At 35.4% G+C, this 26,244-nt stretch carries 25 protein-coding genes; 10 read left to right on the top strand and 15 right to left on the bottom strand.

Annotation, left to right across the window (positions count from 1 at the left end; all coding sequences use genetic code 11):
- Window positions 1-41: 41 nt before the first annotated feature.
- The 3 genes from CBG49_RS09605 to hemW are packed head-to-tail and all read left to right on the top strand — an operon-like array spanning window position 42 to window position 2,299.
- Complete coding sequence (locus CBG49_RS09605) at window positions 42-575, top strand: hypothetical protein (RefSeq protein WP_009751083.1); 534 nt, start codon at window positions 42-44, stop codon at window positions 573-575.
- Between the two features lie 13 nt (window positions 576-588).
- On the top strand, window positions 589-1,134 hold the full coding sequence (ruvC, locus tag CBG49_RS09600; protein ID WP_088594324.1) for a crossover junction endodeoxyribonuclease RuvC: 546 nt from the start codon (window positions 589-591) through the stop codon (window positions 1,132-1,134).
- Between the two features lie 13 nt (window positions 1,135-1,147).
- Window positions 1,148-2,299 (top strand): radical SAM family heme chaperone HemW, encoded by a 1,152-nt coding sequence (hemW, locus tag CBG49_RS09595; protein ID WP_088594323.1) that lies wholly within the window; start codon window positions 1,148-1,150, stop codon window positions 2,297-2,299.
- Here the strand turns inward: hemW and CBG49_RS09590 are convergent.
- The 3 genes from CBG49_RS09590 to rplS form a co-directional block, all read right to left on the bottom strand.
- Entirely contained in the window at window positions 2,273-2,737 is a 465-nt protein-coding gene (locus tag CBG49_RS09590; protein ID WP_088594322.1) for a hypothetical protein, read from the bottom strand. The genes hemW and CBG49_RS09590 overlap by 27 nt on opposite strands.
- Window positions 2,730-4,058 (bottom strand): exonuclease domain-containing protein, encoded by a 1,329-nt coding sequence (locus tag CBG49_RS09585; RefSeq protein ID WP_088594321.1) that lies wholly within the window; start codon window positions 4,056-4,058, stop codon window positions 2,730-2,732. The genes CBG49_RS09590 and CBG49_RS09585 overlap by 8 nt, the downstream gene beginning before the upstream one ends.
- Before the next feature lie 105 nt (window positions 4,059-4,163).
- Window positions 4,164-4,511, bottom strand: coding sequence for a 50S ribosomal protein L19 (gene rplS / locus CBG49_RS09580; protein WP_002678925.1), 348 nt, complete (start codon window positions 4,509-4,511; stop codon window positions 4,164-4,166).
- A gap of 142 nt (window positions 4,512-4,653) precedes the next feature.
- Between rplS and CBG49_RS09575 the strand changes: the two genes are divergently transcribed.
- Together CBG49_RS09575 and mnmE are read left to right on the top strand one after the other, a co-directional pair.
- The gene (locus CBG49_RS09575; RefSeq protein ID WP_088594320.1) at window positions 4,654-5,778 is read left to right on the top strand and encodes an RHS repeat domain-containing protein; all 1,125 of its coding nucleotides are present in this window, start codon (window positions 4,654-4,656) and stop codon (window positions 5,776-5,778) included.
- Complete coding sequence (gene mnmE / locus CBG49_RS09570) at window positions 5,771-7,186, top strand: tRNA uridine-5-carboxymethylaminomethyl(34) synthesis GTPase MnmE (RefSeq protein ID WP_088595303.1); 1,416 nt, start codon at window positions 5,771-5,773, stop codon at window positions 7,184-7,186. Before CBG49_RS09575 ends, mnmE begins: the two co-directional genes overlap by 8 nt.
- A gap of 66 nt (window positions 7,187-7,252) precedes the next feature.
- Here mnmE and CBG49_RS09565 read toward each other — a convergent pair whose 3' ends face one another.
- Together CBG49_RS09565 and CBG49_RS09560 are read right to left on the bottom strand one after the other, a co-directional pair.
- A complete protein-coding gene (locus CBG49_RS09565; protein ID WP_088594319.1) occupies window positions 7,253-8,203 on the bottom strand; it encodes an electron transfer flavoprotein subunit alpha/FixB family protein in 951 nt (316 codons plus the stop codon).
- A 6-nt stretch (window positions 8,204-8,209) separates the two neighbouring features.
- Complete coding sequence (locus tag CBG49_RS09560; RefSeq protein ID WP_088594318.1) at window positions 8,210-8,956, bottom strand: electron transfer flavoprotein subunit beta/FixA family protein; 747 nt, start codon at window positions 8,954-8,956, stop codon at window positions 8,210-8,212.
- 144 nt (window positions 8,957-9,100) lie between these two features.
- Here CBG49_RS09560 and CBG49_RS09555 point away from each other — a divergent pair, with 144 nt between their 5' ends.
- From CBG49_RS09555 to CBG49_RS09545, 3 genes are all read left to right on the top strand, one after another.
- On the top strand, window positions 9,101-9,760 hold the full coding sequence (locus CBG49_RS09555; RefSeq protein WP_088594317.1) for a class I SAM-dependent methyltransferase: 660 nt from the start codon (window positions 9,101-9,103) through the stop codon (window positions 9,758-9,760).
- Window positions 9,761-9,825: 65 nt separating this feature from the next.
- Complete coding sequence (locus tag CBG49_RS09550; RefSeq protein WP_088594316.1) at window positions 9,826-12,054, top strand: patatin-like phospholipase family protein; 2,229 nt, start codon at window positions 9,826-9,828, stop codon at window positions 12,052-12,054.
- 81 nt (window positions 12,055-12,135) lie between these two features.
- Window positions 12,136-13,590 carry an aminoacyl-histidine dipeptidase gene (locus CBG49_RS09545; RefSeq protein WP_088594315.1) on the top strand — a complete coding sequence of 485 codons (1,455 nt, stop codon included), beginning with the start codon at window positions 12,136-12,138 and terminating at the stop codon, window positions 13,588-13,590.
- A gap of 100 nt (window positions 13,591-13,690) precedes the next feature.
- Here CBG49_RS09545 and CBG49_RS09540 read toward each other — a convergent pair whose 3' ends face one another.
- Both CBG49_RS09540 and sucD read right to left on the bottom strand, forming a co-directional pair.
- On the bottom strand, window positions 13,691-14,842 hold the full coding sequence (locus CBG49_RS09540) for a serine hydrolase domain-containing protein (RefSeq protein ID WP_088594314.1): 1,152 nt from the start codon (window positions 14,840-14,842) through the stop codon (window positions 13,691-13,693).
- A 132-nt stretch (window positions 14,843-14,974) separates the two neighbouring features.
- The gene (gene sucD, locus CBG49_RS09535; RefSeq protein WP_088594313.1) at window positions 14,975-15,850 is read right to left on the bottom strand and encodes a succinate--CoA ligase subunit alpha; all 876 of its coding nucleotides are present in this window, start codon (window positions 15,848-15,850) and stop codon (window positions 14,975-14,977) included.
- Between the two features lie 225 nt (window positions 15,851-16,075).
- On the opposite strand from sucD, the gene panD reads away from it, so the two are divergent.
- Window positions 16,076-16,426 (top strand): aspartate 1-decarboxylase, encoded by a 351-nt coding sequence (panD, locus tag CBG49_RS09530; protein WP_009751096.1) that lies wholly within the window; start codon window positions 16,076-16,078, stop codon window positions 16,424-16,426.
- Complete coding sequence (locus CBG49_RS09525) at window positions 16,423-17,379, top strand: lysylphosphatidylglycerol synthase transmembrane domain-containing protein (RefSeq protein WP_088594312.1); 957 nt, start codon at window positions 16,423-16,425, stop codon at window positions 17,377-17,379. Before panD ends, CBG49_RS09525 begins: the two co-directional genes overlap by 4 nt.
- Here the strand turns inward: CBG49_RS09525 and CBG49_RS09520 are convergent.
- From CBG49_RS09520 to gldF, 8 genes are all read right to left on the bottom strand, one after another.
- On the bottom strand, window positions 17,309-17,746 hold the full coding sequence (locus CBG49_RS09520) for a hypothetical protein (protein ID WP_088594311.1): 438 nt from the start codon (window positions 17,744-17,746) through the stop codon (window positions 17,309-17,311). The genes CBG49_RS09525 and CBG49_RS09520 overlap by 71 nt on opposite strands.
- 3 nt (window positions 17,747-17,749) lie before the next feature.
- The gene (locus CBG49_RS09515; RefSeq protein WP_088594310.1) at window positions 17,750-18,310 is read right to left on the bottom strand and encodes a hypothetical protein; all 561 of its coding nucleotides are present in this window, start codon (window positions 18,308-18,310) and stop codon (window positions 17,750-17,752) included.
- Window positions 18,311-18,343: 33 nt separating this feature from the next.
- Window positions 18,344-19,885, bottom strand: a complete 1,542-nt coding sequence (locus tag CBG49_RS09510; protein ID WP_088594309.1) for a YifB family Mg chelatase-like AAA ATPase — start codon at window positions 19,883-19,885, stop codon at window positions 18,344-18,346.
- Window positions 19,886-19,957: 72 nt separating this feature from the next.
- A complete protein-coding gene (locus CBG49_RS09505; RefSeq protein ID WP_088594308.1) occupies window positions 19,958-21,250 on the bottom strand; it encodes a glycosyltransferase family 4 protein in 1,293 nt (430 codons plus the stop codon).
- Window positions 21,251-21,316: 66 nt separating this feature from the next.
- A complete protein-coding gene (gene mnmA / locus CBG49_RS09500; RefSeq protein ID WP_088594307.1) occupies window positions 21,317-22,510 on the bottom strand; it encodes a tRNA 2-thiouridine(34) synthase MnmA in 1,194 nt (397 codons plus the stop codon).
- Entirely contained in the window at window positions 22,511-23,725 is a 1,215-nt protein-coding gene (locus tag CBG49_RS09495; protein WP_088594306.1) for a PDDEXK-like family protein, read from the bottom strand.
- Complete coding sequence (gldG, locus tag CBG49_RS09490) at window positions 23,725-25,413, bottom strand: gliding motility-associated ABC transporter substrate-binding protein GldG (RefSeq protein WP_088594305.1); 1,689 nt, start codon at window positions 25,411-25,413, stop codon at window positions 23,725-23,727. The genes CBG49_RS09495 and gldG overlap by 1 nt, the downstream gene beginning before the upstream one ends.
- A complete protein-coding gene (gene gldF, locus CBG49_RS09485) occupies window positions 25,410-26,129 on the bottom strand; it encodes a gliding motility-associated ABC transporter permease subunit GldF (RefSeq protein WP_088594304.1) in 720 nt (239 codons plus the stop codon). The genes gldG and gldF overlap by 4 nt, the downstream gene beginning before the upstream one ends.
- Window positions 26,130-26,244 lie beyond the last annotated feature (115 nt).

The raw sequence follows: 26,244 nt of genomic DNA, 5'->3' as shown, positions 1-26,244 counted from the left end.
AATACTTTTGAGCCCTAAAAACATTTAATACACATTCAATTATGAAATTTTACTTTTGTTTTTTAGCTTTATTCTTAGCTTTTGCTTCTTGCAAAAAGAATGGATCTCAACTCACTCCTGAACAGAAAGAAGCTGAGTTACAAAAAAAATTAGACTCTCTTGCTAAGATTAAATTTGATGAAGTAATAAAAGAAGATGTAGATACTTACCCTATTTTTAAAGGGGTATGCGATACCGCTACTACTAAACCTACTCAAAAAGAATGCTTTGAGAAAACTTTTGCAGCTCTCTTTGAAGAACGCTTGCGAAAAGACCCTTACGAAGTGTCTGAACCTATTAAAGATAGTGTTATTCTCAACATAAAAGTAGATAATATCGGAAAAATAGTGCTCATAGATATTAAAGCTGATGAGAAAACTAAAGAATTACTCAGCACCGAAAACGAAAGTTTTGAGGATTCTTTGCGCGCTAATCTATCAATGTTGTCTGATAACGATGCTATTGCCCCCGCTACTAAAAATGGACAAAATGTAAGCACTCAATTTGAACTCCCTATTAAAATTAACGTTAAATAATCTGTAGTAGCTTTTGGAACGTGTTATTTTAGGTATCGACCCTGGTACTACTATTATGGGCTTTGGACTTATTCAGGTGGAAAGAGATACTATGAAACTCTTACAACTGAATGAACTTCAACTCAGTAAATACAGCAATCACTACTTAAAACTAAGTGTGATTTTCAATCGTACTTTAGAACTGATAGACACCTATAAACCTGATGAATTAGCTATTGAAGCACCTTTCTTTGGTAAAAACGTTCAATCAATGTTGAAATTAGGGAGAGCTCAAGGAGTAGCGATGGCAGCAGGTTTATCGCGCGAAATCCCTATTACTGAATACGAACCTAAAAAGGTAAAAATGGCTATTACGGGCAACGGTAGTGCTTCCAAGGAACAAGTAGCCAAAATGCTTCAACAACTTCTAAACATAAAAGAACTCCCCAAACACTTTGACGCAACCGACGGTCTGGCGGTGGCTGTTTGTCACTTTTTTAATGGTGGTAAGGCACAAAAACAGCAAAACTATAGTGGTTGGGATGCTTTTGTAAAACAAAATCAAGACCGTATAGGTTAAAAAATACTTCACTTTGTATAGCTTATACATTCATATTCCCTTTTGTAGACGTGCTTGTCATTATTGTGATTTCCATTTTTCAACTACTCTGAAAAGAAAAGAAGAAATGGTAAATACCCTTTGTGAGGAACTCATTTTGCGCAAGGATGAAGCTATAAATAGTGAATTACAAACAGTCTACTTAGGAGGAGGGACGCCCAGTATCCTTTCGTATGACGAATTACAACAGCTTTTTCATACAATCTTCACACATAACAAGGTAAGCCCCACAGCCGAAATTACCTTAGAGGCTAATCCTGATGACTTTTTTAGAGACTCCTCTCCCCAACAAATGTTAGAACAATTGCGCTCTTTGGGTATCAATAGACTAAGTATAGGAGTACAATCGTTTTTTGAAGAGGACTTACAATTGATGAACAGAGTGCATACGGTAAGCCAAGTAGAGACTTTATTACAGATAGCTCCACAGTATTTTAATAATATCACGATTGATTTGATTTACGGCATTCCTCGAATGAGTAAGGAACGTTGGCAGGAGAATATCAATAAGGCGCTGTCTTTTGATATTCCACATATCTCAGCCTATGCACTTACAGTAGAAGAAAAAACAGCTTTGCACAAGTTTATAGCTACGGGAAAAATACCACCTATAAACGATGAGCAAGCCTATACACACTTTCAAATACTGATAGACACTCTTGAAAAGGAAGGGTTTATACAATATGAGTTTTCAAATTTTGGTAAAGAGGGGTATTTTAGTAAGAATAACACAGCGTATTGGTTTGGCAAACCTTATATGGGGATAGGTCCTTCAGCTCATAGTTTTAATGGAAAAGAACGCAGTTGGAATATTGCTCATAACATTAAGTATATACAACAAATACAGCAGGGAATATTACCTCAGGAAAAAGAAGAACTTACCCTCAACAACCGATATAACGAACTTATTATTACGCGTATACGAACGATGGTAGGAATTGATTTAGAAGAAGTAAAAACTTTTTTTGGGGAAGATTATAACCAATATTTATTACAGCGAGCACAGAAGTACCTTGCCGATGAGCTTTTAGTTATAGAAGAAAACCATCTGAAAGTAACGCGCAAAGGCAGATTCCTCTCAGATGGTATAGCTTCGCATTTATTTAGGGTGGATGACCTCATCTAGGGCTTTAAAGGTAACATTTTGGTTGCCATCAATGTGGTATTCCAAAAGCAGGTCGCCCCACAATTCACCATCAGTAAATTCACAAATCACCCATTTTTCATTGAGTATTCTTATTTTATTAAATAAGAATTTGCCGTTAGACTCTGATTTGATGTAAGGGTTATGATCCTTTACATTCATCTCCATTAGCGCATTCATAACAATTTGTGAAGGATTGTCAATTTTTAAATCTTCAAAATATTGTTGTGCTAATTCATTAGTTTCAAGACTGAAATTCAATGCTTCAAGGCGTTGTTCGTCAATCTTTTTGATAGAATCAGTAAGTTTTGAAATCTTTTCAGCCGATTCCTTTAATGCTGTGGCACTTTCATTGTTCGTTGAGTTACAACTTACCAAAACAGCAGTTCCTAAGAGTGTAATAAAAAAATGTTTATTCATTATGATAAGGTTTTTGTTCGCTTAGTTTGAGTACCTTTACCTTGGAGTTCTTACGGAGATAAGAGTGTAAAAGGTGTCGGTTGAGTAAAGAATTGGCTAAAGGAGTGATAAGGGTTTCTAAAATAGAACGTTGTGTGAGTTGGTAGTTCAGATTTAAAAATCCATACCCTTTGATATTGCCATCTATTACTAAAATCATACTTTTTTCACCTACTACTCTGCCTTTATCTACAATTGCTACATCTTCATTTTGTAGTCCGTATTTAGCAAAAATTTCTTTAACTCGTTTATTGTATATTTCAGGAGATTCGTTATAGAAATCTACTTCGTTGAGTTGAAATTCTTTTTCTATGCGCTTCAAAAAAAACAATCCTTCTTTTAGTGTTTCAAAAGTAGTGATAAAATTGTTTTGCGATTGCAATAATTCTATAGAAAAACAGAGGTATCCTCTTTTGTTGTAATGAGAAGTAAGTATATAGTTGATATTCTTTAATTTATCAATACTCCGGTTGTTACATTTAGGATTGTTAAGTTGTATAAGTTCTAATTCTTTAAGGGTTGCAATGAGTTCATTTCCCATTTCTTCATAAGTTACCTTATAAGTATGGCGTTGCAAATATCTATCGCGTTTAGAGGGAGAGGTGAGCAATTGGTTCACCCGTCCTTTGATGTTTTTATGTTTTCCTACATAGATAATTTTACCTTCTTCGTTGTGAATATAGAATACGCCTAAGGTTTCAGGGAGTGCATCGAGTATTTTTAGGTGTCGTGAAGCCATTTCTAAGCGTACATCATTTTTTACTGAAGCGGTGATAATACTCTTTTTAGTGTCTTTTTCAAGTAAATATTTAAAAAGATTGAGGGTAGCCATAGCATCGCCCGAAGCACGATGGCGTTCACTCATCGGGATACCTAAAGAACGCACTAATTTTCCTAAGCTATACGATTCTTTATCAGGAATGAGTTGTTGTGAGAGTTCTACTGTACAGAGTGTTGTTTTGATGTACTCATATCCTAAACGGCGAAATTCTGTTTGCAAAATGCGATAATCAAAGGCGGCATTGTGCCCAACAATGATACACCCTTCTGTAATCTCCACTATGCGTTTGGCTATCTCATAAAACTTTGGTGCATTGCGCAACATCTTGTTGTTAATGCCTGTAAGTTTAGTAACATAGTCTTGTATAGGGCGTTCGGGATTGATAAGAGAGATAAACTGATCAGTAATAGTATGTCCATCAAATTGATAAATAGCAATTTCGGTAATACCTTCTTCATCGTATTTACCTCCCGTAGTTTCTATGTCGAGTATTGCGTACAAATGTTTAAGTGTTAGGGATTAGACATTTAGTCATTAGTAAATGAAAAAAAGCAAAGAGAAAGGCATACTTTACTCTTTGCTTTTATGTTGTTCATCAATTTTCTTTTAGCGAACTTCTTTAATACGGGCTTTTTTACCTGTAAGTCCTCTAAAGTAATAGATGCGAGCACGTCTAACTTTACCTTTTTTGTTTACTTCAATTTTTTGAAGGGCAGGCATATTGATAGGGAAGATACGTTCTACCCCTACTGTACCAGACATTTTGCGAATGGTAAATGTAGCTGTCACGCCGTGACCTTTGCGTTGTATTACAACACCTTTAAAAAACTGAGTACGTTTTTTGTCTCCCTCTTTGATTTCATAATACACAGTGATAGTATCACCTGCTGAAAATTCTGGGAATTCTTTTTTCTCAATAAAGTTGTCTTGTACGTACTTTAATAATGGTTCCATAAAAAATATAAAATAATTATGTTATCATTGGGCAACATTCACGACTCTCGCCAGAGGTTACTCCAAATCGGGGGCAAAGGTACTATTTTTTTTTGAATTAGCAAGTTTTTTCGTACTTTTGTCGCCTCACTAATACACAATTATGAATTTTAACAAACTATTTCTTATTATTTTAGGAGTGATCCCTTTGATAACAAAAGCTCAATTTCTGTCTCTTTTTGCCGATGCTAAAGACTATAAGGAGAAAGTAAAAACTATACAAACAGAACTCCTCAAAATTGATAGTTCAGTAAATAAAAATCTGTATAAATTTACCCATCATTATGATAAAGAAGGATATTTGTTAGAAAGAGTATTTTATGATGAAAGTAAAAATACTTATACTATACATCATTATACTCATAACAAAAAAGCTCGTAGTGTGAGAGATGAGGAGTACAGTGAAAATGAACTGAAAGAAATAACTATAAGTTTTTACAATAAAAAGGATTTAATCACTAAAGTAATATATTATGATGATATGAAAAATCTAAAGAAAAGGACTGAAAATGAATACCACTCTTATGGTAAGTTTAAAAGTGTTTTTGAATACAATGCAAGCGGCAAATTGTACAGAAAAGAAGTTTATCAATACGATAAAAAAGGTAATCTCACTGAAGATGCTATATTTGAGGACGGTAAGAAGAAAATTATAGAAAGTAATATTTATCAATATAATAGGGAAGGTAATATATTAGTGCAAAAGCAATATTTAAATACTCTACAATATTATACTACCTATGTTTTCACGTATGATGCTAAAGGTAAAGTCATAAGATGTGATAGTACCTCAGAATCTTTCAAAAATTATACTTTGTATTCCTATCCTAACACAGGCGAAACTTTAGAACAATTCTTTAATGAAAAAGGAGAATTGCTACAGAGTATTCATACTATTAAGGATACAGAGGGCAGAATCCTCAAGAAAACAAAAGAGGATTTTATGACTACTAATGCCTTTTGTACAGAAGAAGTATATGATGATTCTCATAATACCTATACCTATAAACAATATAAAAACGATACACTAATCTATTCATATACTAAACAATACAATGATAAGAATAAATTAGTACAATACATTTATACCAATAGAAATAACAAAACAAGCATTGAAAACCACACATACTCTTATGATATTATAGGAAATTTGGTTGAAGAAGTTGTAACCGATGAAAATAATCGATTGTTGTACATCGAAAAAACAAATATCACTTACTATGAATAAGAAAAATACAATATATACGAGCGATACTATTGTTGCTTTAGCAACTGCTTCGGGAATAGGAGCTATTGCTGTTATTCGATTATCAGGTGTCGATGCTATAGAGATATCTGACCGAATATTCAAGAGCTATAGCAAAAAACCTTTAATCAACGCTCCCTCCCACACAGTACATTTAGGAACTTTAGAAGCTAAAAACCAAGTGATTGATGAGTGTTTGGCTACTATTTTCAAAGGTACAAAATCATATACAGGAGAACCCGTAGTAGAGTTTTCTTGTCACGGAAGTAATTATATTGTAGAAGAAGTTATTAAATTGTGTTTAGCCAATGGCGCTCGTTTGGCTGAAGCAGGAGAATTCACTAAACGCGCTTTCTTAAATGGCAAATTAGCACTCAATCAAGCAGAAGCGGTAGCCGACCTAATTGCCTCTGATAGTAAAGCCTCTCATCAAGTAGCTTTGCAACAAATGCGTGGAGGCTTTACTTCTGAAATAGAAGCACTACGACAAGAATTACTCAATTTTGCCTCACTAATAGAGCTTGAGTTAGATTTTTCGGAAGAAGATGTAGAATTTGCTGATAGAAGTCAGTTTAAAACCCTTTTAAAAACTATTAAAACTACGTTATCATCACTTATCCAATCATTTTCAGTAGGAAATGTTTTGAAAAATGGTATTCCTGTGGCAATTGTAGGGAAACCCAATGCAGGCAAATCAACCTTGCTCAATGCTTTACTAAATGAAGAGCGTGCTATTGTATCGGATATTGCAGGCACAACTCGTGATACGATTGAAGAAACCTTACATATAGGAGGTATTGCTTTTCGTTTTATTGATACGGCAGGTATTCGTGACACACAAGATCAAATAGAAGCAATAGGGGTACAAAAAGCCAAAGAAAAAATAGAAAAAGCCTCAGTGATATTATTTCTATTTGACGACAAAGATAATACAGTGAGTGAAATCACTACTTTTGTAAAGGAAAACTACCGAGAGGGTGCTAAATATGTTTTACTACACAACAAAACAGACTTATCATCAGAAGAGACAACTGCTTTTGATGATGAGATTCTACAATCTCTCAAAGGCTATACTGATACTTTATTAAGAATATCAGCTAAAGAAGGGCAAAATATCACTGAGTTAAAGAACTTTCTCGCTGATTATGCCCAAACGCTTAGTCAAACTGGCAAGGCAACTGTAGTAACGAATATCCGTCATTACGAAGCTCTTTCCAATGCCTTACAAGCTATTGAAAAAGTAGAAGAAGGAATGCAAATGCATTTATCGGGTGATTTATTAGCTATTGATATACGTGAAACACTTTATCATTTAGGCAGTATCACTGGAGAAGTAAGTAATGAGGAGGTCTTAGGAAACATATTTTCCCGCTTCTGTATCGGGAAATAAATAAAAAATAAAAACTTTGCCAAAGGACAGAATCCTTGGCAAAGTTTATAATGTTTGGATTATTTGTTATTGTCTTGCTTTAAGTTTTTCAATGAGTTTAGGAACTACCTCAAAAGCATCACCTACAACACCATAATCGGCAGCTTTGAAAAAAGGTGCTTCAGGATCAGAATTGATAACTAATTTCACTTTAGAGGCATTTACTCCTGCCAAGTGCTGTATAGCTCCCGAAATACCTATAGCTATATAGAGATTAGGCGCTACAGGTTTACCCGTTTGTCCTACGTGTTCAGAATGAGGTCGCCATCCCATATCAGCGACAGGTTTAGAACAAGCGGTTGCTGCACCTAATACTTCAGCAAGTCCTTCCACTATCTGCCAATTCTCGGCTGCTTTCAACCCTCTTCCTCCTGAAACCACTATAGTAGCATCGTCTAACGACACTTTACCTGAGGTTTTCTCAGTAGTGATTACTTGTATCTCCTGATCACTATCAGGAAGTGTAGGAGCAAAAGGTTCTACTGCAAGTTCAACATTTTTTTCTTCTATTTTAAAAGCATTAGGAGCTAATCCTAATACTTTTATAGGGGTATTGATTTGACTAAGGCTAATCGCTTTGTTTGAGAACACATTACTTTTTACAATAAAATCTTCAGTAGGTAAAGAAATGATATTAGATACATACCCCGCTTGCAAACTATTAGCTAATAAAGGAGCTACTTCTTTGGCTTGTGAAGAAGCACTAAATACCACTATTGTACTATTTTCTTTTGCTACTGCTTGTTGCAATAGATGATTGAGTGTATTGGCAGAAATATGTTGTAGTTGGTCATTGGTAATGCTAAGCACTTTATTTACCCCATAAGCAGCTAATACTTCAGGTTGAGGTACATTTATAGTTACAGCTACTACTTTTGTTTGTTGTTTATCGGCAATTGCACGAGCATAGGTAGCTACTTCAAAAGCGCTTTTTTTCACTTTTCCGTTTTCGGAATCTATATATATGAGTACTGACATTTTTAATTAAATTACTTTTGCTTCGTTGTGTAATAAATCAATAAGGGTATCTAAATCATCGGCAGATACCATTTTCACAGGTTGTTTTGCAGGGAGTTTCTCAAATCCTACAGTTGTTACCCTCACATCGGTAGCCTCAGCAGGTAATACCGTGATTGCTTTAGTGCGTGCTGCCATTAAGTTACGCATATTGGGGATACGGAGGTCTTTCTCTTGAGTAAGACCTTTTTGCCCTGCAATTACCAAAGGAAGTGTAGCAGTTAGTTTTTCTCTGCCGCCATCTATTTCTCGTTGGGCAGTTACTTTGATGCCTTCAATTTCTAAACCTATACATTTGTTTATAAAAGGAAGGTTTAAAAGCGAAGCTAAATAACCTCCTACCATTCCACCATTGTAGTCGATAGATTCCTTACCTGCGATGATAAGGTCATAATTACCTTCTTTAGCAACTCTTGCAAGCTGAGTAGCTACAAAAAAAGCATCAGTAGGGGCGGCATCTATACGAATGATATCGTCGGCTCCTATAGCTGAAGCTTTTCTTAGTACTGGTTCTGTTTCTTGTGTTCCCACATTCACAAGGGTAACACTTGCCCCTAATTGTTCTTTAAGCATAATAGCTTTAGTGAGGCAAAACTCATCATTAGGATTGATAATAAACTGTACCCCTGAAGGATTGAACTGTTTGTTATCTTCCGTAAAGTTTATTTTAGAAGTAGTGTCGGGAACACTACTGATACATACTAATATCTTCATAATCTTATAGATAATAGGATTAAATTCAACTTAATGTTTTAATTTTAAAGGCGTAAAAGTACTATGTTTTTACTAACTACACAAATTATTATACAAAAAATCGTAACTTTGCCGTTCTAATTAATTGAAATACTATAAGAAATAATGACCCCTCCCATTACTGATATGCGTCTGTTAGGACAGTTGTTTCGTCACCCTGAAGGAGACTACGCCAAAGAAGTAGGCGATTTTATTTTTGCTTCCAATAGTGCTATGATAAACTGTACTATTGATTGTTTAGCACTGCAACCCCATCAAAAAGTTTTAGAGATAGGTTTTGGTAATGGCAATCATCTCCCGTATTTATTTAACAAGGAAAGTTCCCTACAATATATAGGGGTAGAAACCTCTGCTGCAATGATAACTGAAGCAACTGAGTACAACAACGTTTTAGTTAGTCAAAAAAAAGTACATTTTTTAGAGGTAGCTGCTGATAAGCTCCCTAATTTCGATTATTCTTTTGATGTATGTTTTTCGGTAAATACCCTTTATTTTTTAGAAAACCCATTATATTATTACAAAAAGATTCGCGCTTTACTCAGCTCACAAGGTAAAGTAGCTATTGGTTTTATAGATAAAAGTACGGGAGAGAAGACGCCTTTTGCGCGTGAAGGTTTTCAGTTTTATACCGCTGAAGAAGTAGCTGAAATACTTAAAGTAGCTGGTTTTGAAGATATAACAAAATTGCCTTTTGAAGAAACTCTTGTTTCAGCAAAAGGCAAAAGTATCCAACGAAAGTATTGGGTTGTGATAGGAACTTGCTAATTTAAAATTTGTTAATTCACCAATTATTTGTACCTTTGTGCCAAGTTTATAAAAGAAGAAAATGTATGAGAATTTTATTACTTATCATACTCCTTATAATAACTCCTTATATAGTTTATAGTCAGTCAAATACTTCTAATAAAGACTTAAAAGTAGGCTTAGTGCTCAGTGGAGGTGGAGCGAAAGGATTAGCGCATATAGGAGTGTTAAAAGTATTGGAGGAAGCAGGAGTACGTATTGATTATATTGGGGGGACAAGTATGGGGGCAATGGTAGGTGCTATGTATGCTGCAGGATACTCGGCTAATGAATTGGACTCTATCTTCCGACAATTAGACTTTGATAAACTTTTGCAAGACAAAACTTCACGTCGTGCAAAATCATTGCACGAACGTTATATATACGATCGTTATACTGTAGCATTACCTTTTGATAACTTCAAAGTAGGGTTACCTCGTGCAGTATCGAAAGGTCAAAATATCTATAATGAATTTGTGAAATTACTCTATCCTGTGAATGAAATTTTTGATTTTTCTAAGTTACCTATTCCTTTTCTATGCGTGGCTACTGATATAGAAACAGGGAAAGGAGTAGTACTTGAAGACGGCTTCTTACCTCAAGCTATACAAGCTAGTGGCTCATTCCCTTCGCTATTTGATTTGGTAGAAATAGATGGTAAATGGCTTACTGATGGAGGTATAGCTGATAATTACCCCGTAGACGAAGTGAAAAAAAAAGGAATGGATATTATTATAGGGGTAGATGTACAGAGTCCGTTAGCAAAACGTGAGGAAATCAACTCTTTTTTAAGTATCTTTTCACAAATTACAACTTTCCCGATGGTAGATAATATGCCACAGAAAATAAAAGAAACAGATGTATACATCAAACCTAATATAGAAGGATTCAATGTGATTTCGTTTGATAAAGGTGAGACAATCATCAACAATGGGAAAATAGCTGCTGAACATTTTTTGCCTCGTTTGCGTGAAATAGCTGCTCAACAAAAACATACTACCCAACGGAGAGAACCTATAGAGAAAATAGATTCTTTTTATCTAAAAGAAATACATTTTCATAATAACGAGCACTTTACTCGTAGCTACTTGCGTGGAAAACTCCACTTAAAACACTTGGATCGCAAAATTTCGTTTGAAGAATTGAACGACGGATTGTCTAACCTAATGGCAACAAATAATTTCCATTCTATTAATTATCAAATTAGACATACTTTTGAAGGGGAACATATTGATTTTTTCTTGAAAGAAAATCCGCAACGTACTTTTTTGAAGTTTGGCATTCATTATGATAATCTGTTGAAAACAGGCTTCTTGATGAACTATACTCAAAACTATTTTTTACAGGATAGTGACTTCCTTTCACTTGACCTTATCGTAGGCGATAATATACGCTATCAGTTTGATTATTTTGTAGATAAAGGATTCTATATTAGTTATGGATTGCGTTCTAAATTTGTGCAGTTCGACCGTAATCTGAATACAAGACGTTTATCTAATTATAGAATAGAACAATCTGAACTCAACCGAATGGACGTAGAGGCTTACGATTGGGTAAATCAATTGTATTTACAAACGCTCTTAGGCAATGGTTTTGTGTTTGGATTAGGTGCAGAACACCGCAAAGTACAGTTTGATGCTGAACAAATATATTCAGTAAGCGCTATTGCTTCATATTCTGAAAAAAAACACTTTGGCAGTTTATATTCTTATTTAAAATACGATAGTTTTGACAATAGTTTTTTTCCAAGTAAAGGTGTGTTTTTTAATACACAGTTTAACCTTTACGCACTTGCAGCTCCTAATGATGCAAATTTTAATAAGTTCACCACAGGCAAAACAGAAATATCATTCGCTATTCCCATACTACCAAGATTGAATGCACGAATAGGGTTTGAAGGAGGTGTTACGATAGGAAATTCTAAAACTTATTCATTAGACTTCTTTTTAGGAGGATATAATAAAAATGTGTTCTCTAACTACTCACCTTTCTATGGCTATGATTTTTTGAGTATTGGTGCTAAAAACTACTTAAAAACAGAATGGGTGATAGATTTTCAACCTTTTAAAAAACATCACTTGTTAATATTGGCTAATGTAGCTAAAGCAGATAATAATCTTTTTGAAAGTTTTCAATGGGAAAAATACCCTGATTATTCGGGCTATGGTATAGGGTATAGTATTGAAAGTTTTTTGGGACCTATAGAACTAAAATGCACTTACTCACCCGAAATACGGCAAGCAATATGGCTGTTTAATATAGGGTATTGGTTCTAAAGTGAAAAAATGAAAAGTGAAAGATATTAGCGACAAAATACTAAAAACAATATTACGATAACTAATAAATAACTAAATATAATGAAAATAACAGAGTTAGAACCAAAACAGTTATGGGCGAACTTTGCGAGCTTGAATGCCGTACCTCGCCCATCAAAAAAAGAAGAGAAAGTCATTGCTTTTATGGTGGCTTTTGGCAAAAGTTTAGGGCTTGATACCTATCAAGACGAAACGGGTAATGTAATCATTAAAAAGCCCGCTACGGCAGGAATGGAAAACCGCAAAACAGTGGTGCTACAATCACACCTCGATATGGTACACCAAAAGAACAATGATACGGTGTTCGACTTTAGTACGGAAGGTATCAAAATGTTAGTAGATGGCGACTGGGTACGTGCTGATGGTACTACTTTAGGAGCTGATAATGGTATTGGGGTAGCAAGCATTATGGCAATACTCCAAAGTAAGGATATCCCTCACCCTGCTCTCGAAACACTCTTTACTATTGACGAAGAAACAGGAATGACGGGTGCTAAAGGTCTCAAAGGCGGATTGCTCTCTGGTGATTTTCTTCTCAACTTAGATACTGAGGAAGACGACGAAATTGATATAGGATGTGCTGGTGGTGTAGATGTATCGGCGTTTAGAGAGTACGACGTGGTAGATACGCCTGATAATTCAGTAGGCTATATACTTACCATAAAAGGATTGCACGGCGGACATAGTGGTACAGATATCCATAAGGGTTATGCTAATGCCAACAAACTAATGAACCGTATATTATTCACTTGTACTGAGAAATTTGGTTTACACATTGCAAGTGTAGATGGAGGCGGTTTGCGCAATGCTATTCCGAGAGAAAGCGTAGCGGTGGTAACTATTGATAAAAACGACGAAGTCGCTTTTAAAAAAGAAGTAGCTACACTTACCCAAGCACTCCAACATGAGTATTCAGTAACTGAACCGACTCTTACAGTATTACTTGAACCTACTGCGGTACCTGAGAAAGTAATGGAAGAAGAAGAACAAGAAGATGTATTACGCGCTCTTTACGCAGCTTTCAATGGGGTGTACAAAATGAGTCAGACGATTACTGACCTTGTAGAAACCAGTAATAACGTAGCAAGAGTACAAATTAAAGACGGCGAAATAAACGTGTATTGCCTCACTCGTTCGGCTTCAGAAACTTCTAAATATGATTTGGCTGATACGATTCGCAGTAGTTTTGAGTTAGCTGGATTTGAAGTAGAATACACTGGTAGTTACCCAGGTTGGGAGCCCAAAGTAGATGCTGAAATCTTGAAGATTGTAAAAACACAATACAAAACGCTCTTCGGTGAAACACCTAATGTAGTAGCTTGCCACGCAGGCTTAGAATGTGGCATTTTAGGAACCCATTACCCCGAAATGGAAATGGTGAGCTTTGGTCCTACTATCAAAGGGGCACACTCGCCAGCTGAAAAGGTAAATATAGCTTCTGTACAGAAGTTTTGGAAGTTCTTGTTAGCAATACTTCAGAATATTCCTACAAAATAGAAATATAGTTACCAAAAAATAAATCTTATTTGCAGAGGCGTTTCGTAAATGCCTCTGCAATTTTTTGAAGTATGGAGGAAGAATATATAAAACTGAATATTTATTGATAAATAGACGGAATATGTTCAGCTCCTTCTAAAATAAAGTCGGTGAGGCGTTGCAAATAGATACTAATTTGTGGGTCGGTTACGTTGAAAAGCATTACTATTACTACTTCTTCATTAGGATATACTGATAACCAACCAAATCCTCCTACGCCCATACCCGTATGACCAAAATAATCACGTCCGTTCCAATCGCGTTGTACTTGCCAGCCAATACCATAACTTATTTCAGTATCGTCTATAGTACATTGTTTTTTAAGCATTTCATTTTGGATAGGTTGAGAAAGAAAGCTGTGGCGTTCTATAGCTGTACCCATTTTAGCTATATCATTGGATGTAGAAAGGAATCCACCGCCAGCAAGCTTGAAGTAGTTATTCACATCAGTAGCTTTATCCAACCCCTTTTTACTGCGTGTGTAAGGAATAGCTTCATCTTGAATAATTTTACCTCTATCAGGGAAAGTGCGCCACATATTTAAAGGTTTAAAAACTTCTTCTTTTGCTATATCTTCAAATTTTTTATTGAGACATTTTTCAATAGCTAACGAAATAAGGTTGATACCATAACTGCTATAAAGAAACTTTGTACCAGGGGCTGATTGCAAAATATCATCTTTAAATAAATCAACTCCTTGTGCTATAGTATAAGGCTTGTTGAGTGTATATTCATTAGCTTTGTAGGAGCGTATACCGGCTAAGTGTCCTGCTAACTGTTTTATAGTAAAATCAAAAGGTTTTTGGGGAAAATCAGGAATGTATTCGTATAGAGACATATTCCAATCAAATTTTTTCTGCTCTTGTAGGCGCGCTAAAATTACTCCAGTAATGGCTTTAGACATACTTGCCACCCTAAAAATTGTAGTTTTAGGGTCAATAGGTTTTTTTTTAGAAATATCGGCATAGCCGTATCCACCTTGCCATATTATTTTTCCTTGTTTGGTAACTGTGATAGAAGCGCCAGGAATCAATTCTTCTTGAATGAGATATTGCAATATTTTTTCAGCTTCTTTTTGAGCTTCTTCAAAAGAAGTTACTTCAGAAGGATTTTTACGGAATACATCGGTGTCAAGTAGTTTTTTTTGACCAAAAAGGTTGTTGAAGAAAGATATAATTGTAGAAATCAAAACAATAGATATTAGTTTTTTCATTGTAATGTAATGTTTTACTTTTCGGGGTGCAAAAGTACAAATATTGAATGAGTTAATCAAAAAAAGCATAAAAAAACTGTCTAAAAAAGTATATGGAACTTTTTAGACAGTAATCAAACAGTTTGAGTATTTCTATTTTTTGAGTATTTCGGCTACTTTTTCACCTATTTTGGCAGGTGAATCGACTACATGGATACCGCATTCTTTTAAAATGCGTTTTTTAGCTTCGGCGGTATCATCGGCACCACCTACAATAGCCCCAGCGTGGCCCATAGTACGCCCTTTAGGAGCTGTTTCGCCTGCAATGAAGCTCACTACAGGTTTTTTGTTACCATTAGCTTTGATCCAACGGGCAGCTTCGGGTTCTAACTGACCTCCTATTTCGCCAATCATTACGATACAATGAGTTTCAGGGTCGTTCATCAGTAGTTCTACAGCTTCTTTAGTAGTAGTTCCGATGATAGGATCGCCTCCTATACCGATAGCTGTAGTAATACCTAAACCTTGACGAACGATTTGATCGGCAGCCTCATAAGTGAGTGTTCCCGATTTGGAGACAATTCCTACGTTGCCTTTTTTGAAGATAAAACCAGGCATAATACCTACTTTAGCTTCCTCAGGAGTAATAACTCCAGGACAATTAGGTCCTACCAAACGGCAATTACGGTTTTTGATATAGGCAGCTACTTTTACCATATCAGCAACTGGAATGCCTTCAGTAATAGTAATAATCACTTTGATACCAGCATCGGCAGCTTCCATAATAGCATCGGCAGCAAAAGCAGGAGGTACAAAAATGATAGAAACATCAGCACCTATAGCTTTTACAGCGTCGGCTACGGTGTTAAATACGGGTTTTCCTAAGTGTGTTTGTCCACCTTTGTTAGGGGTAATACCGCCTACTACATTCGTGCCGTAAGCAATCATTTGCTCAGCGTGAAAAGTACCTTCACTTCCGGTGAAGCCTTGTACAATCACCTTTGAATTTTTATTCACTAATACACTCATTGCGATTAACTTTTAGTTTTAGTTGAAGCAAAGGTAAATGTTTTTTTTGATATATACAATTGTTATGTAATAAAATAAAAAGAATAATATAAAGAAGTTTTATATATTGTTCATAATCAGGTGATTTTGAATTTTAAAATTAATAAATTAACAAAATGATAATTTGACAAATTGGCTAATTGACAAATTATTCCTACTTTTGTCGCGTTTTTTAATACAATAAAAATGCAAATAGAAGTATTAAAATCTAAAATTCACCGTGTGAAAGTTACAGGGGCAGATTTAGATTACATAGGTAGCATTACCATAGATGAAGCTTTGGTAGAGGCTGCAGGAATGATAGAAGGTGAGAAAGTATCAATAGTAAATGTGAATAATGGAGAACGTTTTGATACTTATATCATCAAAGGGAAACGAAATTCAGGAGCTATTGTACTAAATGGACCTGCAGCGCGTAGGGTACAAAGAGGAGATATAGTAATTATCATCTCGTATGCTTTAATGAATTTTGAAGAAGCAAAAACCTTTAAACCTTCTATAATCTTCCCTAATGAACAAACAAATCTTTTGGAATGAAAAAATGGTTAAAGATTACCCTTCCACTACTTGTGGGAGGGTTTTTATGTTGGTATGCTTATCAGCAATTTACTGAAGAACAATTTACTGAGATAAAAAAAACATTTCTTGTTGCTGATTATTTTTATATAATTTTAGCTGTGTTTTTAGGATTCTTAGCAGATATATCTCGAGCAGTTCGTTGGGAATTGATGTTTAGACCAATGGGGTATAAAACCTCTTTATTACATCGAATAATGGCAGTGTTTATGGGGTATTTAGTAAATGTAACCATACCGCGCTCAGGTGAAGTGTCACGAGCTTTATTAGTAAGCAATTATGATGGAGTACCTTTTGAAAAATCGTTTGGGACAATTATCTCTGAACGTGTGATTGATTTACTCTTGTTATTTTTGTTTACCGCTACAGCTTTTGTATTGCAATTTGAGGTGATAAGCAACTTTATACTCTCTAAAATTCCGTTTGAAAAACTCTTATTGATCTTGCTAATAGGAGGGCTATCATTTGTGATTTTCTTATACCTTATATATACTTCAGAACGCAAGTTTTTTATAAAAGTGAAGACGTTTTTAAACGGTATAAAAGAAGGCGTATTTTCAGTGTTGAAAATACGCCATCGTTGGATTTTTTTGATACATACATTATTTATATGGGCAATGTACTTTTTGATGTTTTATATTCCTTTCTTCGCCTTACCAGAGACTACTAATATAAGTTTACCAAACGTACTTACAGCTTTTGTCATAGGTAGTTTTGCTATGACTTTCACCAATGCAGGATTTGGTGCTTACCCATTTTTTATAGCAGAAGTATTATATCTCTTTGGAGTTCCAACTCCTATAGGTACTGCTTTTGGATGGCTTGTTTGGACTTCACAATTTGCTATAACACTTCTTCTTGGGGGGGGGGCGTTTGCTTTGCTTCCTTGGCTAAAAGAAAATAACCACAAGTAATGAGCCACGCTATCCAAAAGAGATAAAATCCAAAATGAAAACTGAATTTCATCATCTTATGAGAAGTAGTGGTGAAATCTACATACGAGAGATAGAACCCCACTGCACCTACAACAGCAAGTAAAAGCGCTAAAGCACGAGCAAATCCTGCGCTTACTTTTGAGCGGAAAGTTTGCAGAAATAACAGTAAGATGAATTGTACTATAAATAGCAAGATAGCTGTTTTCCACCACGTTTTAAACACTGCATATTGGCTGTAAAAAGTACTTACCCCTATCTTACCTATAAATGACATTTTAGAGATAAGGATAGCTGAAATGAGGCTCATTACAGCTTGTATGAGAGTAAGGATACTAAAATTTTTCATAGTTTATTTTTTTATGATTTTCCATCCTGATTTCTCGTTATATTTTAATTTAAACTTTTGAGTAATAAAGTTGCTATTGGGATAGGGGTCTTTTCCAAAACTATAGAAAGGAGTTTTTTCCTTATCTAAAACTACTACACAAGTAGCCATTTTTTCAGTACTTTTTTCGAGAGTTATCTTTTTATTATTTAGTTTGTAGATAATGGTCTTTACTTGAGCACTATTTTTGTTTTGTTTTACTAAATAGGGGAGAGCCTCTTCAGTTAGGGTAGGGGAGATCACATATACACTATCCTTAGAAAACCACTTTTTACGTGTTTTTTCATTGTTGATAGCTATCAATCCTTCATCAGATAATCGCTGAATGCTCTCAATGAGTTCTTTATCCTTATTGGTTACTAATTTTTGTTTATTAGTATTGAATTTACCAGTTTCATAGAGGGGATTTTCCTCTAAATATTCAGTGATGAGTGTAGTAGCCTCATCAGTATTGATTTTGTTGCTTGTGTTACAAGCTACCAAAGTAATGAAAATGGTAGCTATCGCTATAAGATTTTTTCTCATTGTTATAGTGTATTAACGTTAATTATTCCATTGTTAGTTGTTACCAAACCATCCTTCACGATCTAAACTTCGATACTGAATGGCTTCACCTATGTGATGAGGTTGTACATTGTCAGTACCTTCTAAGTCGGCAATAGTACGAGCTACCTTCAAAATACGATCATAAGCGCGTGCGGAGAGGTTGAGTTTCATCATTGCATTTTTTAAAAGTTTTAAAGATTCCTCACTTACTTTACAGAATTTTTGTATTTGTTTAGTATTCATTTGAGCGTTGTAATGAATGTGTTCATATTCTTTAAAACGCTCTGTTTGAATGTTACGTGCGGCAATTACTCGCTTGCGTATTTCGCTGCTACTTTCCCCTTTGCGATCATCAGAAAGTTTTTCAAAAGGGACAGGATTGACTTCTATATGAATATCTATTCTATCTAATAGGGGACCTGAAATCTTACTCATATAACGTTGCATTTCGGCAGGAGTAGAGTTTACAGGAGCTTCAGGATCATTGAAATAGCCACTGGGACTGGGGTTCATACTCGCTACTAACATAAATGAAGAAGGGTAGGTGATAGAGAATTTAGCACGCGAAATGGTAACCTCTCTATCCTCTAAAGGCTGACGCATCACTTCTAATACAGCACGTTTAAATTCAGGCAATTCATCAAGGAAAAGTACACCATTATGCGCTAAGGATATTTCACCAGGTTGAGGATATGTACCGCCTCCAACAAGGGCTACATCAGAAATTGTGTGATGTGGACTACGGAAAGGGCGATGACTCATCAAACCTGTATCTTTGATACGACCTACAACACTATGTATTTTAGTAGTTTCGAGAGCTTCGTGAAGTGTCATAGGAGGGAGGATACTAGGTAATCTTTTGGCTAACATTGTTTTACCAGAACCAGGAGGACCTATGAGAATGATGTTATGACCTCCTGCAGCGGCTATTTCCATACAACGTTTTACAGTTTCTTGTCCTTTTACATCGGCAAAATCAAACTCAGGGAATTCTAAATTTTTATAAAATTCTTTACGAGTATCCACTACTGTACGAACAAGTTCTCTTTCGCCATTGAAGAAATCAATTACTTCTTTGATATTTTCAACACCATAAACCTCTAAATTATCTACAATTGCCGCTTCTTTGGCGTTTTGAGCAGGCAAAATAAAACCTTTAAAACCTTCTTTACGTGCTTGAATAGCAATAGGGAGTGCTCCTTTAATAGGTTGTAGCCCTCCGTCTAAAGAAAGTTCTCCCATAATGATATATTTTTCTATTTCGTCACTTTGTATTTGTTCGTTCGCAGCCAATATGCCTATTGCAAGACTAAGATCATAGGCTGAACCTTCTTTACGCATATCAGCAGGAGCCATATTGATAGTGATTTTCTTTCCTGGGATTTTATACCCTGTATTCTGTAAGGCAGCAGCAATGCGAAAGTTACTTTCTTTAATAGCAATATCGGGTAGTCCAACAAGGTGATAGCCAATTCCTTTAACAATATTTACTTCTATAGTAATGGTAGTAGCTTCTACTCCAAACACTGCACTTCCGTATACTTTTACTAACATATTCTTCGGTTGATTTATTTTTTTGACAAAAGTAGTATATTTTTTTGAAAAGACAAGTTTTTAGCAGAGAATTTAACTTGAAAGATTATTTTCAATGCACTTAGCCAACCGCTGAGTAAGGGCTTTACGACTGTATTGTTCTACTTTTTTTGGGTTGGTTTTAAGTGTTTTATGTAGGAATTGATGATAGAACTCTACTATTTTGGCTTTCATCTGAGAGGCATCAGTATATCCCACAAAAGTACCTGTTTGTGTTTCAGTGAGAATAGGTATAACATCCCAGTTATGAGGTCCTATGGCGAGAATAGGTCGCCCCGAAATCATATATTCAAACAGCTTACCCGGAATAATACCTTGTGTTTCTTCGGAATCTATTTCGATGAGCAACAATACTTGCGATTGCTTTTGCAAACCAATAGCTTCTTGATGACTAATATAACCTTTATTAATATAATAAGGTGTAAGTCCGTTATGGCGAATATCTTCTTCGATTTCTTCACTTACTTTGCCTGCAAAACAAAGTGTGAAATCTTCGGCAAAATGAGGTTCTTTGCGTACTAATTCGGCTAATATTTTCCACAGCATTTTGGGGTTTCTATCTGATAATAAGGAACCTATGTGCGAAATAAGGAATTTATTGGATAGGGGAGGGGTGATTGTTTTTTCCTCATCGTAACCATTGGTAATCACCTCAATAGGAGTATTGGTAAGCTGATGAAAGTCTTTTTGCGTCTTGAAACTTGTTGTAATCACCAAGTCTGATTGTTGTAACACTTCTTTTTCCCAATAATGCTGACGTTTATCTGCCCATTTAGTAAGGCGTAAATCTTTGTAATAACCAATAGTTGTCCACGGGTCGCGGAAATCGCTAATCCATTTGAGGTGAGGAATTTTTTTCTTTAATTCATAACCTATAAGGTGTACGCTGTGAGGAGGCGAAGTGGTGATGATAGTTTCTATCTGGTTTTCTTTTATAAACTTATTCAGATACTTTATAGAAGGTTTTACCCAGAATTTACGAGCATCGGGAATAAAGAAATTACCACGTATCCAAAGTAATACTTTATCTAAAATAGAAACTTTTTTACGTGGAATGATACCCGAACTAATTTTTTGGGTTTTCTTTTTAGAGAATAACGAAGCCCAAGCATAAGGTTCCCATATAGGATGTTTGATAATTTGTATATCGGTAGGCAAATCGTTTCCTATTTCATTATCGATGATAGGATAAGTTGGGTTTTTAGGAATATATACAATAGGTTCTATATTAAAATCTCGTAAATATTTTACAAATTTTAACCAACGTTGTACACCAGGTCCGCCAGCAGGCGCCCAATAATAAGTGATGATAAGTACCTTTCTCATATCCTTTTCTTATCCTCTATTTTACATAATATACATTATAGTTTATTTGGTAAAGGTGTTTTTTTGCTATGAAATCACACCGCTACCCACCAATTCATCTCCGCTGTACCAAGCCGCAAATTGTCCCTCAGTAATAGCACTTTGAGGTTCTGAAAAATGAATATATAAACCATTTTTCACTTTGTATAAAACTGCTTTCTGTAATGGCTGACGATAGCGTATACGTACCATAAACTCTTTCGATTCATATACTTTTAATGCTAAATCTTCACGAATCCAATGTTCATCAGGGGTTGCGATAAACAAAGCACTGCGGAACAATCCGCGATGAGTGTGTCCTTGTCCTGTATAGATGATATTCTTCTCAATATCAGTTTCTATGATGAACAAAGGTTCTTTGGTTCCTCCCACATTTAAACCTTTGCGTTGCCCTTTAGTAAAATAATGAGCCCCTTGATGGATACCTACTTTTTTACCGTCTTCGGGGCGATAAACAAAACGTTGTGATAAATATTTTAATTCATCTTCATAAGTTTCAAAAAGGCGTAGCATATCAAAGTCAGTATATCCTTTCCAATCATTGGAGATTTCAATAATATCGCCTTGTTTGGGTTGTAGTTTTTGTTGTAGGAATTCGGGTAAACGCACTTTCCCTACAAAGCAAAGTCCCTGAGAATCTTTTTTATCAGCGGTTATCAAATCTTGAGCTTTGGCAATGGCTCTTACTTCTGATTTCTGCAATTCCCCGATAGGAAAAAGTGCTTTATTGAGTTGCTCTTGTGAAAGCTGACATAGGAAATATGATTGATCTTTATTTTCATCTTTTCCCGATAGCAATCGGTAGATTTTTTTACCGTTTATCTCTATTTCTTCTTTGCGACAATAGTGTCCCGTTGCTACGTAATCGGCACCTAAACTAAGAGCAAGCTTCATAAAGACATCAAACTTGATTTCGCGATTACATAACACATCGGGATTGGGCGTTCTGCCGTGTTCGTATTCATTGAACATATAATCGACAATACGGGCTTTGTAGGGTTCACTCATATCCACTGTCTGGAATGGAATGCTGAGCTTTTCCGCTACTAAAAGCGCATCGTTACTATCTTCTAACCAAGGACATTCATCTGAAATAGTAACCGAATCATCGTGCCAATTCTTCATAAAAAGGCCTATCACTTCATAGCCTTGTTCTTTTAACAAATAGGCTGCTACGCTACTATCTACTCCCCCACTAAGTCCTACTACTACTCTTTTCATTTAATTATTTAGTGTTTCTAATTTATCTAATACTTCTTTGAGAAAAAAAGAAAAATCTGTATAAGCTTCTTGAAAAGTAGTATCTTTCCAGCCATACCACCAATCATTAGATTGAAATTCTCTATCTTTTAGAAAATTGCTGAAAAAGTACTTTATCTCTTCATTTAAGACTGAAGCAGAAAAATGCTTTGCAATACCATAATAAATACCTTCTGAAAACTCATATTCTATTGCTACAATAAAAGGGGCTCCCTTATATTTAAGTTCTAAATAGACATCACACCAACCTTCTTTAATTTTAGCTTTGATATCATAGTTTACAAATTTATTTTTTAATTGTATTTCCCAATCTTTAAAACATTTCTCTCTTGTTATTTCAACTAATGCTTTCAAATGTTTTTGAAGCTCATCAATTTCACTAATTTTTGTGGTAATAATATCTATATTTTTAACATTATTGTCATCAGTTAGTTGTAACTTTTCAACTAAGAAATCTTGTAACTTGTTGTCCATCTCTTTAAATATTTCTCTGCTATTAAAAACGTGCTTCAAATAATCTATATATTGTATTACTGCACTTTTTACAATAGTTTCTTTTTCAGATATTACTTGTAAATATTCCTCAAGCCAAATAATTATATCTTCTTTATAGGCTATTTTTATATAGCGTCCTGCAAAATCACTTTCTTTATAATTTCCCCACGTTTGTATTGTAGGTTTATTTTCAGCATAACGCGTTAGGTATAGAATGTAAATCTGTTTTAATTTATACCCTAATTGTTTGCATACATCAATATAACGACCAATTTGCTCTTTTTGTTCAACAGCATTATGAATCTTGTTTTCTATTATGAAAGCATATTTTCCTTCTTCTTGAACAAGTCCATCAATACGCCATTTTTCTACTGTAAGAATAGGTTTATCAATTAATGATATATCAAAATTTAATTTTTTCTTTGTGAGAAAATTCAAAAAGTGACACAATGCAGGTTTATATTTTAACAATGAAATCAGCAAACGACTATGTGCATTTTCGTTTACATTAAAACTATCCAAAAGATTAGTTCTAAAAGGTATTTTCGATAACTCTTCTTCGTAAATCTTTGAGAAATCAGTCAGTAAAGAACAATTTTCTGTTATTCTTGACAGTTTCTTATCAAAAATAAATTCTTGGAAATCCTGATTCAGTGCTAAAATATCAATGTAGTTTTGCATTATACTTTTCTTATGTTCTTCTCCCTATAAAAATATAATACTGAAAGCATTACCAATATCAAAAGTAATAATGGATACACAAATACTTTTATTTGCCAACTGCTGACACTTTCGGCTACTTTTTGTTTGTCTAAGAAAGCTAATTGAACTTTCTTATTGCGCAAACTCAAAAACTCAGTATCGTCTAAAAGATAGTTTAAAGCATTCTGCAAGAAGGATTTATTGTCATAATATTTGCTTGTCCATTTATCAAAACCGAGTTCTAAGGGAATATTATTTTTGCTATCTATATCGTTTTTGATAATATCGCCATCAGCCACTACAAGCATTTTAGTAGGTTTGCTTCTATCAGCTTTTTCTTTGAGGTTTATGGGACGAATACGGTCTTTATAAACTGAGTTAAACTCACCTTCCAAAAGCACTGCTAAGGGAATATTTCCGTGTTTGTAGGCTTCTTTATTCTGGTTATTGGGGTCGAAGCGCAAGTTGATTTCGCGTGGGGTGCCATCTGCTTTTGAGAAAGGTGAACTGGCGAGAAGCACCGTTTTCTTCACTCCGTTTTTCAACGTATCGATGCTATTGGCAAATTGAAACCTCACTGCATCTAAATGATTGTTGATAAGGTGATTATTACCTGAAAGCACCAGCGGATTATATACCCAAGGGATAGGCATATAACGGGTTTGAGAACCATCACCAGTAGCTACTATAATTTCGGAGAAGTACAAATCGTTTACCAAAGTATAATTGATACGGAAACCATATTGGAAAAACATATCGGTAAGGTTTAGATTGACGGGCATTGCCATAGTCATTCCGCCTGTTTTGTACATATCTTCTAAGGAAACCGCTACATTGTCAATCAGCCATAGAGCACGACCGCCATTCATTATATATTGGTCTACCACCTGCTTTTGGGCATCGGTGAAAGGCTCAGTAGGCTTAGGCACGAGCAGTAAATCGAATTTTTCGAGGTCGTGTAGAGTCTTCTCGGGGTTGGTAGCCACTGAATCGAGGGTAAAAGGTGCTATAAAGTAGTATTCGCGCGCTGTTTTGAGGAAGTCGGCCATATAGATATCTTTTAGGGCACCATTACTTCTAAGTATTGCGATTTTCTTCTTTTTATTTAAGGCAAACTTATAGAGCGCATCGGTAAAATTGTATTCTAACTTCTGCACAGAGTTCTGTACCTGCTCTTGGTCGGTAGAGCCAAGTTTGTTTACAAAGAGACGCACGCGTTCACTCTTCTTGCCATCGCTAATGACTGCCCAAGGGAAAATATACTCAATAGAAGATTTTCCTGCTTCATTTTGAGTGATTTGCAAGGGCTGATAACCATTATTTATCAGTTCTTGAATCACACTTTCGGGGTGCTCCTCCCCTTCTAATGGGTTTACAAAATTGACGATAATGTTGTTATTGGTAGCTGCATACTCGTCTAATAACTGAATTGTTTCAGTCTGTAATTTCTTAAATTCGGTAGGGATATTGCCTTTGAGCAATACATCAATCTCGATAGGATTCTGTATTTTAGCAAGTGTTTTCTTGCTCACCTCAGAGAGCGTATAACGTTTGTCTTGGGTGAGGTCTATCCGCGTGTGCCATTGTTTGGCGATATAATTGACTGCAAGGAGGCATACTAAGGCTATAACTACCTTGCTAATAGAGTTTTGAAAGAGTTTTTTCATCGTTTGTAGGCTTTGAGTGATAAGGTAGTGAGATATATGAAAAATGAGATAACAGAGAGAAAATACACGATATTTCGGGTATCGAGCACTCCCCTACTGATAGCGTCGAAATGCGTTTGGAAGCCTACCCCACCAAAATCTTCGGGGGCTACAAAGGCAATAAGCTGGTCGATACCAAAGAAGAAAAAGAAGCACAGAAAGGCTGCTAACACAAAGGAAATGATTTGGTTACTACTTATAGACGACGCCCATAAGCCTACTGAGGCAAAGGTGGCTACCAGCAAAAACAAGGCAATGTAAGACCCCACAGTGCCTGCTATATCTAAGTTGCCTACGGGGTTGCCCAACACCCATACCATATAGACATACAGGGCTGATGGTAAAAGGATTACAAAGAGCAAGAAGAGGATGCCTAAGTACTTGCCGAGCACCATTTGCAGAGTGCTGACCGGTTTGGTGAACAAGAGGGCTAACATACCGCTTTTTTTCTCTTCGGAGATACTTCTCATCGTAATGGCGGGTACTAAAAAGACGAAAACCCAAGATGAAAGCCTAAAAAAAGGCAACAAATCGGCAAAACCAGCATTGAAAATGTTGTAATCTGTTTTAAAGACCCATAGGAACAAGCCGTTGAGTACGATAAAGAGCCCAATGATAGTAAGACCAATGGGCGAAGTGAAGAAATAACGGATTTCTTTTTTGAATAGTGCGTACATTTTTATAGTTAAGAGGTAAGAGATAAAAAGGTAAAGAGTTGTGAATGCAACTTACCTTTATCCTTAGCGATTTTTCAGAGGGCAAAAATACAAAAATAAAATAACACCACAACAA

This window comes from Capnocytophaga endodontalis, assembly GCF_002209445.1.
Classification (GTDB): domain Bacteria; phylum Bacteroidota; class Bacteroidia; order Flavobacteriales; family Flavobacteriaceae; genus Capnocytophaga; species Capnocytophaga periodontitidis.
This window is presented reverse-complemented; position numbering and strand designations above follow the sequence as displayed.

Excerpts from the sequence above, each read along its gene's own strand:
- mnmE (WP_088595303.1), top strand. The coding sequence starts at position 5,771 with ATGAATAAGAAAAATACAATATATACGAGCGATACTATTGTTGCTTTA.
- CBG49_RS09590 (WP_088594322.1), bottom strand. The coding sequence starts at position 2,737 with ATGAATAAACATTTTTTTATTACACTCTTAGGAACTGCTGTTTTGGTA.
- CBG49_RS09495 (WP_088594306.1), bottom strand. The coding sequence starts at position 23,725 with ATGCAAAACTACATTGATATTTTAGCACTGAATCAGGATTTCCAAGAA.
- CBG49_RS09525 (WP_088594312.1), top strand. The coding sequence starts at position 16,423 with ATGAAAAAATGGTTAAAGATTACCCTTCCACTACTTGTGGGAGGGTTT.
- mnmA (WP_088594307.1), bottom strand. The coding sequence starts at position 22,510 with ATGAAAAGAGTAGTAGTAGGACTTAGTGGGGGAGTAGATAGTAGCGTA.
- CBG49_RS09605 (WP_009751083.1), top strand. The coding sequence starts at position 42 with ATGAAATTTTACTTTTGTTTTTTAGCTTTATTCTTAGCTTTTGCTTCT.
- CBG49_RS09560 (WP_088594318.1), bottom strand. The coding sequence starts at position 8,956 with ATGAAGATATTAGTATGTATCAGTAGTGTTCCCGACACTACTTCTAAA.
- CBG49_RS09550 (WP_088594316.1), top strand. The coding sequence starts at position 9,826 with ATGAGAATTTTATTACTTATCATACTCCTTATAATAACTCCTTATATA.
- CBG49_RS09510 (WP_088594309.1), bottom strand. The coding sequence starts at position 19,885 with ATGTTAGTAAAAGTATACGGAAGTGCAGTGTTTGGAGTAGAAGCTACT.
- CBG49_RS09545 (WP_088594315.1), top strand. The coding sequence starts at position 12,136 with ATGAAAATAACAGAGTTAGAACCAAAACAGTTATGGGCGAACTTTGCG.
- CBG49_RS09505 (WP_088594308.1), bottom strand. The coding sequence starts at position 21,250 with ATGAGAAAGGTACTTATCATCACTTATTATTGGGCGCCTGCTGGCGGA.
- rplS (WP_002678925.1), bottom strand. The coding sequence starts at position 4,511 with ATGGAACCATTATTAAAGTACGTACAAGACAACTTTATTGAGAAAAAA.
- gldG (WP_088594305.1), bottom strand. The coding sequence starts at position 25,413 with ATGAAAAAACTCTTTCAAAACTCTATTAGCAAGGTAGTTATAGCCTTA.
- sucD (WP_088594313.1), bottom strand. The coding sequence starts at position 15,850 with ATGAGTGTATTAGTGAATAAAAATTCAAAGGTGATTGTACAAGGCTTC.
- CBG49_RS09540 (WP_088594314.1), bottom strand. The coding sequence starts at position 14,842 with ATGAAAAAACTAATATCTATTGTTTTGATTTCTACAATTATATCTTTC.
- gldF (WP_088594304.1), bottom strand. The coding sequence starts at position 26,129 with ATGTACGCACTATTCAAAAAAGAAATCCGTTATTTCTTCACTTCGCCC.
- CBG49_RS09515 (WP_088594310.1), bottom strand. The coding sequence starts at position 18,310 with ATGAGAAAAAATCTTATAGCGATAGCTACCATTTTCATTACTTTGGTA.
- CBG49_RS09565 (WP_088594319.1), bottom strand. The coding sequence starts at position 8,203 with ATGTCAGTACTCATATATATAGATTCCGAAAACGGAAAAGTGAAAAAA.
- panD (WP_009751096.1), top strand. The coding sequence starts at position 16,076 with ATGCAAATAGAAGTATTAAAATCTAAAATTCACCGTGTGAAAGTTACA.
- CBG49_RS09520 (WP_088594311.1), bottom strand. The coding sequence starts at position 17,746 with ATGAAAAATTTTAGTATCCTTACTCTCATACAAGCTGTAATGAGCCTC.
- CBG49_RS09575 (WP_088594320.1), top strand. The coding sequence starts at position 4,654 with ATGAATTTTAACAAACTATTTCTTATTATTTTAGGAGTGATCCCTTTG.
- CBG49_RS09555 (WP_088594317.1), top strand. The coding sequence starts at position 9,101 with ATGACCCCTCCCATTACTGATATGCGTCTGTTAGGACAGTTGTTTCGT.